This is a genomic window from Achromobacter sp. Bel (assembly GCF_012928505.1).
Classification (GTDB): Bacteria; Pseudomonadota; Gammaproteobacteria; order Burkholderiales; family Burkholderiaceae_B; genus Achromobacter.
The window spans coordinates 281,732-295,699 of sequence record NZ_JABBJN010000001.1 but is presented as its reverse complement, the minus strand read 5'-3'; the positions used below and the strand labels follow the sequence as shown (position 1 = coordinate 295,699).

Annotated in this window: 10 protein-coding genes; 8 read left to right on the top strand and 2 right to left on the bottom strand. The window is 63.9% G+C overall.

What is annotated here, in order from left to right:
• On the bottom strand, positions 1-1,202 hold a 1,202-nt coding region (locus tag HG262_RS01360), incomplete at its 3' end, for an FGGY family carbohydrate kinase (RefSeq protein ID WP_169269313.1).
• A gap of 178 nt (positions 1,203-1,380) precedes the next feature.
• Between HG262_RS01360 and HG262_RS01355 the strand changes: the two genes are divergently transcribed.
• The 6 genes from HG262_RS01355 (at position 1,381) to HG262_RS01330 (ending at position 7,701) form a co-directional block, all read left to right on the top strand.
• The gene (locus HG262_RS01355; protein ID WP_169269312.1) at positions 1,381-2,421 is read left to right on the top strand and encodes a substrate-binding domain-containing protein; all 1,041 of its coding nucleotides are present in this window, start codon (positions 1,381-1,383) and stop codon (positions 2,419-2,421) included.
• On the top strand, positions 2,418-3,938 hold the full coding sequence (locus tag HG262_RS01350) for a sugar ABC transporter ATP-binding protein (RefSeq protein ID WP_169269311.1): 1,521 nt from the start codon (positions 2,418-2,420) through the stop codon (positions 3,936-3,938). Before HG262_RS01355 ends, HG262_RS01350 begins: the two co-directional genes overlap by 4 nt.
• Positions 3,938-4,975, top strand: a complete 1,038-nt coding sequence (locus HG262_RS01345) for an ABC transporter permease (RefSeq protein ID WP_169269310.1) — start codon at positions 3,938-3,940, stop codon at positions 4,973-4,975. The genes HG262_RS01350 and HG262_RS01345 overlap by 1 nt, the downstream gene beginning before the upstream one ends.
• Positions 4,975-5,955, top strand: a complete 981-nt coding sequence (locus HG262_RS01340) for an aldo/keto reductase (RefSeq protein WP_169269309.1) — start codon at positions 4,975-4,977, stop codon at positions 5,953-5,955. The genes HG262_RS01345 and HG262_RS01340 overlap by 1 nt, the downstream gene beginning before the upstream one ends.
• A gap of 19 nt (positions 5,956-5,974) precedes the next feature.
• Positions 5,975-6,829 (top strand): aldolase, encoded by an 855-nt coding sequence (locus HG262_RS01335; protein ID WP_169269308.1) that lies wholly within the window; start codon positions 5,975-5,977, stop codon positions 6,827-6,829.
• 71 nt (positions 6,830-6,900) lie between these two features.
• Entirely contained in the window at positions 6,901-7,701 is an 801-nt protein-coding gene (locus HG262_RS01330) for an APH(3')-II family aminoglycoside O-phosphotransferase (RefSeq protein WP_169269307.1), read from the top strand.
• On the opposite strand, the gene HG262_RS01325 is transcribed toward HG262_RS01330, so the two are convergent.
• Positions 7,698-8,384 (bottom strand): response regulator, encoded by a 687-nt coding sequence (locus tag HG262_RS01325; RefSeq protein WP_169269306.1) that lies wholly within the window; start codon positions 8,382-8,384, stop codon positions 7,698-7,700. The two genes, HG262_RS01330 and HG262_RS01325, sit on opposite strands and share 4 nt — an antisense overlap.
• 606 nt (positions 8,385-8,990) lie before the next feature.
• Between HG262_RS01325 and HG262_RS01320 the strand changes: the two genes are divergently transcribed.
• Positions 8,991-10,625 carry a ShlB/FhaC/HecB family hemolysin secretion/activation protein gene (locus HG262_RS01320; protein WP_348984353.1) on the top strand — a complete coding sequence of 545 codons (1,635 nt, stop codon included), beginning with the start codon at positions 8,991-8,993 and terminating at the stop codon, positions 10,623-10,625.
• A 72-nt stretch (positions 10,626-10,697) separates the two neighbouring features.
• Positions 10,698-13,928 (top strand): GLUG motif-containing protein, encoded by a 3,231-nt coding sequence (locus HG262_RS01315; protein ID WP_169269305.1) that lies wholly within the window; start codon positions 10,698-10,700, stop codon positions 13,926-13,928.
• The last annotated feature ends 40 nt before the right edge of the window (positions 13,929-13,968 follow it).

Genomic DNA, 13,968 nt, shown 5'->3' with positions numbered 1-13,968 from the left:
GCCACCCGGCCCGGCACGCCCAGGCCGCGCGCGGCCAGACGCCTCAGGTGCCAGGCATGCAATGCGGCCACCCCGTCGATCACTGCCCGCGCCATGTGCGCGCGGCCGTGATGCCCCTTCAACCCCACGAATCCCGCCGCAGCGCCGGCCGCCACGCCGCCCCCGTTGATGAACGGCAGAAAGCGCAGGCCCTCGGCCCCCAGCGGCACCGACATCGCGCACTCCACCGCAGCCGTCGCATCTTCGAACTGCAACGTGCGCGCCAGCCAGGCCACATTCGCCATGGACGACGGGCTGTTCTCAAGATAGAGCCGCGACGCCTGCGGGCCGTGGCGCACGATCGCGCCGACCTCGGGTTTGGGCTCGCGCGCGGCCGCCACCACCGCATTCACGCACCAGGTCCCGAACACGGCGACCGCATGGCCGCTTTTCACGGCCCCCACTGCGGACAGCGACGCCAGCAGGTCAATCGCGCCCATGGCGATCGGCAGGCCCGCAGGCAATCCGCAGGCCGCCGCGCGCGCCGCCAGCAGGTGCCCGATCACCGTGCCCGTGGGCACGATCGGCGGCAAGGCGCGCGGCATCAATGCCGCCAGGCCCGCCGCCTCGAACGCTAGCGCCGACCACGTCCCGGTTTCCAGGTTCAACAGGCCTGCGGTGCTGACGTCGCTGGCATCAGTCGCGATGGCTCCGCTGAGCAAGAACCCCAAATAGTCCTTGGCGAACAACAAGTGCCGTATCGCCTGGTGCCCGCCGCTCTCCGCATCAAACAGTTCCGCCGCCACCAGGCTGGGCTGCCCCGCCCAGGGGCGGCAGCCCACTTCCTGATACAGGGCGTCCCCGTGCCGCGTTCCCAGCCGGCGCGCGCGCCCCGCGGCCCGCTGGTCAGTCGACGCCACGGCGCGTTCGCCCAGCAAACGGCCTTGCTCGTCCAGCGCATACAACCCCGCGCCATGTCCCGTGCAGCAGAGTGCGCGCACCTCGGCCGCACGCGGCCCCAACTGCTCGGCCACGCCGCGCAATGCCTGCATCAACGCAGCCTCGATGGCGTCCGACCACAACTCGCAGCCGCCGCCCGGCAGATGCCGATAGGGCATCGCACCGCCCGAAGTGGCCAGCGTGGCCCCCGTCCCGGCCTCGAAGGCGACGGCCTTCAGGCCCGTGGACCCCATGTCAATACCCAGGAATATGTCTGCTTTCATGTTATGACATTGTCTACAGATATTTTCCGCAGAATAGCAGTGTTTCCCCTAGTAAAAGAAATAATTCGACTGCCATATAGTTCAGTTGATGTCATAACAACTAGTTGAGCCAATCAGGCCCACCACCGGGTATCCAAGCCAACAGGCAATGGATCAATGCGAGGAAAAGGAGCGCAACATGAGAAGAGAATTCTTGAAGACCGTAGCCGCTGCGGGCGCCAGCCTGGCAGGGGCCAATGCCTTTGCGCAACACGCGCCGGCCTCGCCGGGCACGGGCCTGAAAGGCGCCGCCAGCGACGTCTATGTCATGAACGTGATGGTGTCCGGGGTGGAGTACTGGTTCCCGGTGTATGAAATGATGAAACAGCTGGGCCACACGCTGGGCGTCAAGACGCGCTATTCGGGCACGCCCGAGTACGACGTAAACAAGCAGTTGGCCTCGTTCGAACAAGAGCTCGCCCGCAAGCCCGCCGGCATTCTGCTGCACCCCATGAACCCCGATCCGTTCATCGAACCCATCAACCGCGCCGCGGCGATGGGTATTCCCGTGGTCACCTTCGCGGCCGACTCGCCCAACTCCAAGCGGGTATCGTTCGTCACCTCTGACAACGACCGCGAAGGCGCCCAGGCCGCCGACGCGATCGCCGCGGCGCTGAACGGCAAAGGCGATTACGCCGTGCTGGAGAACCCCGGCCAGGACAACCACGACCGTCGCATCGCCGCCTTCATCAACCGCATGAAGACCCAGCACCCCGGCATGAAACTCGTGGGCCGCGCCGCCAGCAACCAGGACCCCAACAAGGCCTACCAGGCCACCTTGAGCCTGGCGCAGGCCAATCCCGGCCTGGCCGCGCTGTTCATGCCCGAAGCCAATTCCGCGCTGGGCGCGGCGCAAGCCAGCATCGAAACCAAGAAGAACATCAAGGTGCTGTGCTGCGACGTGAACGCCAAGATCCTGGACATGATCAAGTCGGGCGAAGTCTACGGGTCCGTCAATCCGAACCAGGGCGTGCAGGGCTATATGGGCATGATGCTGCTGTTCCTGGCGCGCAACCAGCAACTGATCGACCCGATGAACGACGCCAAGCGCAACGGCACCAACCCGATGGCCGTGCCCTTCCTGGACAACGGCCTGTCCATCGTCAGCAAAGCCAACGCCGACGACTTCTACTGGGACAAGTACCTGGCGCGCCGCGGCACCAAGGGCATCAACGAATGACCGCGCAACCGCCCCTGCTGGAACTGCACGGCATCGCCAAGCGTTTCGGGGCGTCGCGGGCGCTGGCTGGCGTGCATTTCTCGCTGCTGCGGGGCGAAATCCACGCCCTGTGCGGCGAGAACGGCGCTGGCAAGTCAACGCTGATGAAAATCATCGACGGCATCCACGCGCCCGACGAAGGCGAAATCCGCTTGAACGGCGAACGCGTCGTCATCGACGGGCCGGCCCACGCCATGCGGCTGGGCATCGGGCTCGTGCACCAGGAAATCGCGCTATGCGGCGACGCCACGGTGGCCGAGAACATCTTCATGCCCGAGATCACCACCCGGCCGCGCGCCTGGATGGACTTCGCCAGCCTGAACACACGCGCAGCCCGGGTGTTGGCGCAGTTGGGGCAACAGATCGACCCTGGCCTGCGCGTTGACGCCCTTGGCATTTCCAGCCAGCAACTGGTCGAAATCGCCAAGGCGCTCACGCTGGACTGCAAAGTCCTGATCCTGGACGAACCCACCGCAGCGCTGACCGAAGTCGAATCGGCCGCCCTCTTTCGCGTGCTGCACGACCTGAAAGCGCAAGGCATCGGCATCATCTACATCAGCCACCGCATGGCCGAAATCTTCCAGCATTGCGACCGCGTCACCGTCCTGCGCGACGGTCGCGACGTGCTCTGCGCCCCATTGTCCGACCTGACACCGGACGCGCTGGTGCGCAGCATGGTCGGACGCGACCTGGGCTGCTACTACCCGCCCAAGCAGACGGCGGGCGAAGATGCCATGCCCTTGCTGGAAGTCGAGGGCATCGCCGACGGCCTGTGCGTGCACGACATCTCGTTCACGCTCAAGCGCGGCGAGATCCTGGGCATTTCGGGCCTGATGGGCGCGGGCCGCAGCGAACTGGCCGAGACCTTGTGCGGCTTGCGGCGCGCCCGCCGAGGCGTGGTGCGGCTGCGCGGAAAGCCCTTGCGCATACGGCGCTACGGCGACGCTCTGCACCATGGCATCGCCTACCTCAGCGAAGACCGCAAGGCCACCGGCCTGTTCCTGGACCTGCCCATCGAACAGAACATATCGTCAATGGCGCTGGCCCGCATCAGTTCGCGCTTCGGCCTGCTGCGCCGGCGCGCGGAACGGCGCCTGGCCACGGAACTGGGCGCGCAGCTCAGGCTCAAGTCCAACGGCGTGGCCATCGACGCCGCCAGCCTGTCCGGGGGCAACCAGCAGAAGGTGGCGATCGCCAAGCTGCTGGCGACCCATCCCGCCGTACTGCTGATGGACGAACCCACGCGCGGCGTGGACGTCGGCGCCAAATCCGAGATCCACCACATCCTGCGCGACCTGGCCAGCCAGGGCGTTGGCGTGGTCGTGATCTCGTCCGAATTGCCGGAAATCATCGGCTTGTGCGACCGCGCGCTGGTGATCCGCGATGGCCGTCTGGCCGGAGAACTGGCCGCCAGCGAAATGACCGAAGAACGGCTGCTGAGGCTGGCCTCGGGCCTCAGCGCCCAGGAGACGATCTGATGTCAGAACTCAAACCTTCCCCCGCGGCCGACGCCGTTCTGCTGCATGACGCCGGACTGACGCCCGTGCGCCCCGCGACCGGGGTCCCGCTGCGGCACCGGCTGGCAAGCATGCGCGAAGCCGGCCTGTTATTGATCATTGCGCTCCTTGCCATCGGCATGAGCTTCGCGTCGCCGCACTTCCTGACCTGGGAGAACATACGCGCGATGCTGTTGTCGTTCTCCATCGAAGGCATCGTCGTGGTCGGCATGACCCTGCTGGTGATCGTGGGCGGCATCGACCTGTCGGTGGGCTCCGTCGTCTGCATGGCCATGGTGATCACCGGCAAGCTGTTCCTGATGGGTGTCGACCCCTGGACCGCCAGCCTGGCGGCCATCGCGGCAAGCGGCGTCGTAGGCGCGCTGATCGGCCTGTGCGTAACGCGCATCGGACTCAGCCATTTCATTGCGTCGCTGGCCTTCATGGTGATCGTGCGCGGCTTGTCGCTGGCCATCACCCAGGGCACGCCACAGTCGCTGTTCTCGCTGCCCGCGCAGTTCAAGTTCATCGGCCAGGGCGTCATCGGGGGAATCCCCGCCGTCATCCTGATCTTCGCCGCCATCGTCATCGTCAGCGACTTCGCTTTGCGCCGGGCCGCGCTGCTGCGCAAGGTGTTCTACACGGGCAGCAATGAGAAAGCCGCGCTGTATTCCGGCATCCGCACGGGCCGCGTGAAGTTCTGGGTCACCGTACTGTGCTCAACGCTGGCGGGGCTGGCGGGCGTGGTCTACACCGCCCGCTTCGGTGCCGCCACACCCACTTTCGGCATGGGCATGGAACTGAACGTGATCGCCGCCGTGGTGATCGGCGGCGCCAGCCTGAAAGGCGGCTCCGGCACGGTCCTGGGCGCGGTGCTGGGCCTGGCCCTGCTGTCGGTCGTCACCAGTTCCCTGATCCTGCTGGATGTCTCGCCGTACTGGCAAGACGTCGTCAAGGGCCTGATCCTGCTGGCCGCCGTCACCGTCGACCACCTTATGAACGTCAAGAAAGGACACTGATGAACATCACCACACTGGGCGCGTCCGGCATCGAATGCGAAACCGTCGGACTGGGCACCTGGGCGATGGGCGGATGGATGTGGGGCGGCGGCGATGACGCCGCGGCCGTCGACGCCATCCGCGCGTCCGTGGACGCGGGCGTCCGTCTGATCGATACCGCGCCCGCCTACGGCCTCGGACATGCTGAACAATTGGTCGGCACCGCCCTGAAAGGACGCCGGCACGATGCCGTCATCGCTACCAAATGCGGATTGGTCTGGCACACTCGACAGGGCGCGCACTTCTTCGACGAAGACGGCAAACCCGTGCATCGCCACTTGGGCCGCGCGTCCATCTTCCATGAAGTGGAACAAAGCCTGGCCCGCCTGCAAACGGATTACATAGACCTCTACATCACCCATTGGCAGGACAGCGGCACACCCGTCGCGGAAACCATGGGCGCCCTGCTGGACCTGAAGCGCCAGGGCAAGATCCGCGCCATCGGCATCAGCAACGCCACGCCCGAGACATTGGCCGAATACCTGAAGCATGGTCCCGTGGACGCCATCCAGGAACGCTACAGCCTGATCGACCGCGACATCGAATCCACGCTGCTGCCGCCATGCCGGGACCACGGCGTCGCCTCGCTGGGCTATTCGTCGCTGGCGCTGGGCCTCTTGGCGGGCCCGATCGACCCCGGTCGGCAATTCACGGGCGACGACCAGCGCGCCGGCAATCCCCGCTTCTCGGCCGCCAACCGCGTGCGGCTGCATGCCTTCTTCGAAGCGTTGGCGCCGGTGCGGCAGCAACTTGATTGCTCATACGCGCAACTGATGATCGCCTGGACCACCCGCAACGGCGGCGTCAGCACCGCCCTGTGCGGCGCCCGCACGCCCGCGCAGGCGATCCAGAACGCGGGCGCCGCCCGCATCACGCTGGACCCGGCCGCCCTCGCCGCCATCGACACGGCGGCCGCCCGCCATCTTGCAACACTGGACTGACGGACAAGGAAACCTCCTCATGACGCACAACAAAGAAGCGCGCCTGAACCGCCTGCTGACCGCCGGGCGCTGCCTGGACATCGCCGTCGACCACGGCGTCTGCAACGAACCCGGTTTCCTGGACGGCCTGGAGGACATGCCCGCCGTCGTGGATCAATTGGCTGCGGCGCGCCCCGACGCCATCCAGCTCAACTACGGCCAGGCCGGACTGCTGCAGCAGCGCCCGGGGCGCGACAAGCCCGCGCTGGTTATGCGTCTGGACATGGGCAACCCCTACAACGCCACCACGCACCGCGTGATGTGGGCCGTCCTGCAAAACACGCAAGACCCCGTGCTACCCGCCGTGCAGATGGACGCGGCCTGCGTCGTCGTCAACCTTTTCATGCTGCCCGACGAGCCGGACCTGTTCCGCCAATGCGTCTCCAACATCGCGCGCGTACGCGCCGACTGCGACCGTTACGGCATGCCGCTGATGATCGAACCGCTAGTCATGGCGCCCCACTCCGGGCGCGGCGGTTACATGGTGGATGGCGACACCGAGAAAATCGTGACGCTCGTGCGCCTGGCCCGCGAAATGGGCGCCGACATCGTCAAGGCGGACCCCACCGCCGAAACCCGCGACTTCCATCGCGTGGTCCAGGCGGCGCGCTGCCCCGTGCTGGTGCGGGGCGGCGGCCGCGAAGACCTGCAACGCGTATTCGGCCGGTCCTGGGAACTGCTGGACCAGGGCGCAATGGGCCTGGTGTACGGACGCAACGTCTACCAACACGCCGATCCGTCGGCGGTGGTGCGCGCCTTGATGGCGATGATCCACCAGGGAGCCAGCGCGCGCGAGGCATGGCAACAATATGAAGGCGAATCCCGCCAGGGATAGGGCACGCGTTGGCAGAATCTGATTATCATGTCGAAGCTCTCGTCCGAGCGACCTGGTGAATCGGTATGCCAATGGAATCTTTCAACGCAACGGAAAGCAACAGCATCGCCCTCCCCGCCAAATGGCGCGAAGGCTTCACCCATGCCTCGATAGAACAGCAATCCATCGGCGAGTCGCGCGCGGACGTGTTCCGCGTGCGGCGCCCCAATCAGCCAGACCTGTTTCTGAAGTCGGAACGTGCCGGCGCCGTGGACGAACTGCCGGACGAGATCGACCGGCTGCGCTGGCTGCGACAGGTCGGCCAGCCAGCCCCGCACGTTCTGGACACGGCGATGGAAGGCGGCCGCCACTGGCTGCTGATGACTGCACTTCTCGGCCGCGACCTGGCCACCGCCGCGCTGCCTCCCGCGCAAGTCATTGGCGCCTTGGCCATGGCGTTGCGCAACTTGCACCGCCTGCCGATTGCAAGCTGCCCGTTCGACCACCGGCTGGAAGCACGCATCCCACAGGCCAAGCGCCACGTCGACGCCGGCCTTGTCGACGAAACGGATTTCGACGATGAACGGCTAGGGCAATCGGCCAGGCAGGTGCTGGCTGAACTGCTGTCAAGCCGCCCCACGGCGCACGATCTGGTCGTGACGCACGGCGACGCCTGTCTTCCCAACTTCATGGTCGACGGCCACCAATTCACGGGTTTCATCGACTGCGGCCGCCTGGGCATCGCCGACCGTTTTCAAGACTTGGCGCTGGCTGCGCGAAGCATCGCCCGCAATATGGGCAAGGAATGGGTTACGCCCTTCTTCCACGAATATGGCATCGCCCCCGACGCGCAACGAATCAGGTTCTACTGCCTGCTGGACGAATTCTTCTAACCCGGCGGCCGCACGCCCCTGGCGCTTGCCATGTCTATCGGCGTGTTCATTCCATTGCCCAGCACATGGCGGATCAAATCGGCATCCGTCGTCACGCCCAGCTTCCTCATCGCGCTTCGCTTCTGGGTGCTGATCGTCTGCACGCTCCGGTGGACCATTCCAGCAATATTGGTGATGGTTCCACCCGCGCAAAATAGTCGAACGACCTCCGCCTCGCGCGGGGTCAGTCTGCCCTCGCCCCCCATCTGCATGTTACTCAGCAGCAGTTCTTTTATCACCGGCGAGTAATACTGCCGTCCGGCATGGACCGACCGCACGGCATTAATCAAATGGCCCGGGGAATCGCATTTACTGACGATCCCCATGACATTCTGCCGCACCATCGCCCAGACCAATATCGGGCTATCGAACATGGTGTAGATGACGGTGCGCAACTTCGGATAGCACCGTTCCAGGTAGGCCACAAGCGCCAGCCCATCACCGTACTTTCCTCCCGGCATCGAGAAGTCGGAAATCAGCACATCGCAGGGATTTTCATTCAGCAAGTCCACCAAGCCCGTCGAATCCGCCGCTTGCCCCACCACCACGAACTCGGCTTTCTCGCTCAGCACCGACACCACACCCAGCGACACCGCAGGATGATCATCAGCAAGCACGACATATATATCGGTTTCAGACGCCAATGCACTCTTCCATATCAAGGGAGGAACCAATTGCTTTGAATTTATTGTAGACGAGCACCGTGCTCTCAGAATATTGGAATCTACCGCAAAAGCCGCCCATTACGCATAAAAAATAGGACAAATCCTGCACGCAAAATTTCCCTGAAATTTAACCCCCATTGAACACCACATAACGAGAAAACGGCTGCCGCGGTTTATTTTAAAAATACTTCCAACCGACCCAACAATTAAACGATATTAATTTCAAATAAATATCCCATCAATTTCGTATATATCCTATCTCTCTTGGTCCTACAAAAACCTATAGTCATCCCACGTGACAACCGAATCAATATAAACACGACGCCCGATCAATAACTCGCGCGGCGTGTTTTTTCTTATGCATTCAACCGGTATCGCAGGCGCTGAACAAACCCTTTCCCTATCGGGCTCACGGCAATGACAAGAAATCAATAAAAGGCCGCTGCAAACAGCGGGTAGAACCAAGTGATATTCCACAATGCATTGGCGGCCGTGCGCCGGCAGGTCTTTTTTTGCCGTCCGGCGTCCCACCTTCCTTCGTCCTCGACGGCGCGATGGCACTGGCGACTGGCGGTTGGCCTGCTGGTGACGCTGGCTCCGCAAGCGGCCCACGCCCAAATTCCCGATGCCGGCCGGGCGCTCAGAGAGCTTGAATCGACACTGCCCGCGTTCACACCTCCGGCTTCACAGCCCAGCCTGGACATCACCGCCCCCTCCTCCCAGCCCGCTGCCACTGGCCAATCGGAAGGCCCCAAGGTATCCATCAGCGGCTTTCACCTGCAAGGCAATCAAGTATTTGCGGATGCAGATCTGCTGGCCCTTCTATCGGATCTGATCGGTACGCAGCAAGACCTTGATGGCCTGCGCGCCGCCGCCGACCGCATCACCGCGTTCTATCAAAACGACGGCTATCTACTAGCCCGGGCCTATCTCCCACCGCAAGAAATCATCGACGGCCTCGTCCAGATCGCCATTCAGGAAGGCGTCTATGGCGGCGTCACGCTCAACAATCAAACTCGCGTTCGCGACTCGGTCTTGCGTCGGGCGCTTTCCCCGCTGCGCCAAGGCGACGTCGTGCACCTCGAAGCGCTGGACAATCGCCTGGTGCTCGTCAATGACATTCCCGGCGTCCGGGTCCAAGGCACCCTGCGCCCGGGGCAAGCCCCCGGTTCGACAGAACTGTTCATTGATGCCGAACCCGGCCCCCTGATCGCGGGCGGCCTCGACGCCGACAACTTCGGGGGCTATTACACCGGCGAGTTTCGCCTGGCCGGCAACCTGGACGTGAACAGTCCCCTGCGCCTGGGCGACCAGCTTAACCTGCGCATGCTGACCAGCGACAAGAAGCAGCGCTATTACCGCATGGCCTATCAAGTGCCGGCCGGACCCGGCCTGACCCGTCTGGGTGCCAGCGTCTCGAACATGAGCTATCGCCTAGGCAGGGATTTCGACCTGCTGCAAGCGCACGGCACCGCCTCCATCGCCAGCGTCTTCGTCCAGCAACCAGTCTTGCGCGGCCGCAGCATCAATCTGCAGGCGCAACTGCAGTACGACGACAAGCGCATGCGCGACGCCATGGATCTGTTCGACGTCGTCAGCCGCAAGCATATCGGGCTGTGGACGGCATCTGTCAGCGGTAACCGCGAAGATGCCTTACTGGGCGGTGGCCGCACTGCGATGTACCTGTCTTACGGCATCGGCTCGCTGCAACTGCGCGACGCCACCAGCCGCCAGGGAGACCGCCTTTACAACCGCGCGGCCGGCCGGTTCGGCAAGGCCAACCTCACCTTGCTGCGGCTGCAGAACCTGCCCGGCCCTTTCATGCTGTCCACGCAGTTCAGCGCGCAACTGGCGTCGAAGAACCTGGACAGCTCAGAAAAGTTCAGCCTGGGCGGCCCGTTCGGCGTACGCGCCTTTGCCAACGGCACCGGCAGCGGAGACGAAGGCTGGCAAGGCAGCCTGGACCTGCGCTACCTGCCATTGCCCGGCCTGCAACTGGCCGCCTTTGTGGACAAGGGCGCCGTGCGCCTCAACAAGCGCCCATGGGTGGGCGGCCGCAACGACCAGCATCTGTCCGCCACGGGCGTGAGCCTGATCCAGACCGGCCGCCAGCACCAGATCACGCTGACCGCCGCATGGCCGCTTGAACAGAACAACGCCCGGCAAGACGGCCCCAAGCGCGAGCCGCGCTTGTGGTTCCAGGCGACCCGTCTTTTCTGACCTCGACGCGTTTACGCGTTGTTCAACCCTGCACGGAAATTCTCCCGTGCATCACTTGCAAGAAAGGAAGACATGAACAAGTCCTATACCGTGGTATGGAACGAATCCAAGGGATGCTGGAGCGTCGCTGGCGAATCCGCCAAACAACGCGGCAAGTCCAGCTGCTCCGGCGTACGCGCCGGCGCCATGGCGGCAGTGGTACTTGGCCTGGCCCCACTGATGCCGGCAGCGCACGCGCTGCCCACCGGCGGCGTCGTGACCCATGGCACGGCCAACATCCAGACCATCGGCCAGGATATGGTCGTCGGCCAGACCACGCCCAAGGCCGTCATCAAATGGGACAGCTTTGGTGTCGGCCACGGCGAACGGCTCACCTTCAGCCAGCGCGCTAGCGACATGGCCCTGAACTATGTATCCGGCAGCAACCGCTCCATCATCAATGGCAGCATCAATGCGGGCGGAAAAGTATTCATCGTCAATCCCCAAGGCATCGTCTTCAACGGCGGCGCTCAGGTGAACGTGGGCGGGTTGGTGGCCTCCACACGACCGCTCGATCCCGATCTTTTCTACAACAACACCAACGGCGAATTCATTTTCGAAGGCGGTGGGACGAACTTCGTTGAGAACAACGGCGCGCGGATCACCGCCCAGGGCGGTGACGTGGTATTTCTGGGCGCGCGCGCGATCAACAGCGGCATGATCCGCGCCAATGGCGGCACGGTCGCCCTGGGCGCGGGAGACCGCTTCACCGTCAGCATGGGAAGCGGCCTGCTCAAGCTGGAAGTCAATGCCGGGTCCACCCAGGCCCTGGCGCAAAATGCGGGGATGATCCAGGCCAGCGACGGGCAAGTGCTGCTGAAAGCCGTGCACACAAATGCCTCGCCCTTGACGACGGTCGTAAACAACAGCGGCATCATCGAAGCCAACATGCTGAACAACGCATCGGGCAAGATCGTGTTGGACGGGGGCTCTCGGGGCGTCGTGGACGTGGCCGGCCGGCTTACCGCGAATGCGTTCACCGGCCCCGGCGATGGCGGCGCCATCGAAGCCGCCGGTCAGCGCGTACGTGTCCGCCTGGGCACCACCTTCGATACCCGCGCCATCAATGGCTACACCGGCAACGTCAAGATCGCCGCTAGCGAAGTCAAGGTGGAGAAAGACACCCCCGCCATCGTCGACGCGACGATTCACGCCAACACACTGAACCGCAACCTGGCCGATACCAACATCGAACTGGCCAGCACTGCCGGCGACGTGGTGGTCAACGCGCCCGTCGACTGGAGCAGCGGCAACAGCCTGACGCTGAACGCGCAACACGGCGCCTCGGGCAAGACGGTTCTGAACAGCACCCTGGCAACGAACGGCACGGGAAGCGCGCTGCACCTCAAGGCGGACGATCGCATCCAGATCAACGGCCAGATCCAGCTAAGCGGCACTGGCAACCGCCTTGCGCTGAACACCACGACCCCCGCTAACGGCACCGGTCCAAGCGCCGCAAACCCGGCATCCGCCAATTATTTCTTGGGCGGATCCCAGGCCAACATCACCTTGAACGGGGACGGCACCGCTTTCCTGTCGAACGACATCCCTCACAACATCATCCAGAATCAGCAAGATCTACAAGCCGTCAACCGCAACCTTAACGGTCGCTACGTGTTGGGCGTGGATCTGCATGGCACGGAAATATTCCAATCGATCGGTGGCGCCTACGCCACCTTCAACGGTTCCTTCGACGGCCTGGGCCACACGCTGACCGGCTTCAATGTGGTCAATGGTGGCGGCAACGTCGGATTATTTTCGTCCTCGGCCGGCATTATCCGCAATCTGACCCTGACCTCCATGGCCGTCAGTTCCTCCAACGCCGGCGCCATGCCCCTGTCCGTGGGTACCCTGGCCGGCCGCAACGCCGGCCTGATCGACAACGTGCGCGTCTCCGCCACCACCGTCTATGGCGACAATTATCGCTTCAACGTCACGGGCGGCCTGGTCGGCACCAACGACGGCGGCACCATCAGTCATTCCACGTTCGCGGGGGATGTCTACAGTGGTTCGGCAACCCACACCCTGGGCGGATTGGTCGGCATCAACCAGGCAAGCTTGTCCTCCCTGGCCACCATCCTCGACAGCCATACGTCCGGCACGGTCAGCGGAAACCTGCTGACTAACGACCGGGGCGGAATGGGGGGACTGGTTGGCGTCAACAACGGCGGCGTCATCCGAAATTCGGGCAGTACGTCGTTGGTCGCTTCTTACAGCGCCAAGCGCAATATCGGCGGGCTGGTGGGGCTGAACCACAACAGCGGTCTTCTCGACAACGTCAGCAGTTCGGGAATGGTGTCCGCGTCGCACGCCAACAACGCCGGTGGCCTGGTCGGCATCAACAGCGGCGTTATCACCCAAAGCCATAGCAGCGGCCAAGTCGCGGGCACGACAGACAGCACCATCGGCGGATTGATTGGCCTGAATACCGGTGGCACCGTTTCAGACTCCACCGCCTCCGGCAAGGTCGACAACTACGAGGGCGCAAACACAGGCGGGCTGGTCGGTGCCAACCACAACGGCACGTTGCGCAATGTTCAGGCCAGTGGCGACGGCGTCGAAGATAACCGGAATGCCGGCAACATCGGCGGCCTGGTGGGCTACAACGGCGAGGGTGGCCTCATCCAGAACGGCGTGGCCAGCAGCGCCACGGTCAACGCCTATTACCCCAACTCGGGCACCCGCATCGGGGGCCTTGTAGGGGCCAACGCCGGCACTATTGAGTACGGCATGTCTAGCATCGCCGACGTCCGCGCTGGCGAGTACGCCACGATAGGCGGTCTGGTAGGAGAGAACCGCGGACGCATTTCGGACTCAAGCTCGGCCAGCGCGGTGCAAGCCGGCAGTTACAGCGTGGCAGGTGGATTGGCGGGGCAAAACTCGGGAACGATAACGGCCGGATACGCCAGCGGCATCGTGGCAGGCGACTATTACGCCACGGTCGGGGGCCTGGTGGGCCACAATCTGCTGCAAGGCACGATTGATTACTCCTCCGCCACCGGCCGCGTCACAGGCGTGCAATCGGGCTGGTCTTCTTACTGGGGGTATGGCATGACGTTGGGCGGGCTGGTCGGCTTGAACGAAGGCAAAGTCACCTATTCCCAAACATCCACCCAGGTAGACTTCGCCCCCGGCCAAAGCCAAACCTTCGGGGCGTTGGTGGGGGTCAACGCTGGCGCAATGCTGGGCAACACCGTGTCTGCATCCGCTGGCCAGGTACCGCTGGCGGGTGCCAACTACGGCGTGATCGATATGTCTTGGTGATAAAGGGGAGTTGACAGGCCGGCGCGGTTGCGCCGGCATG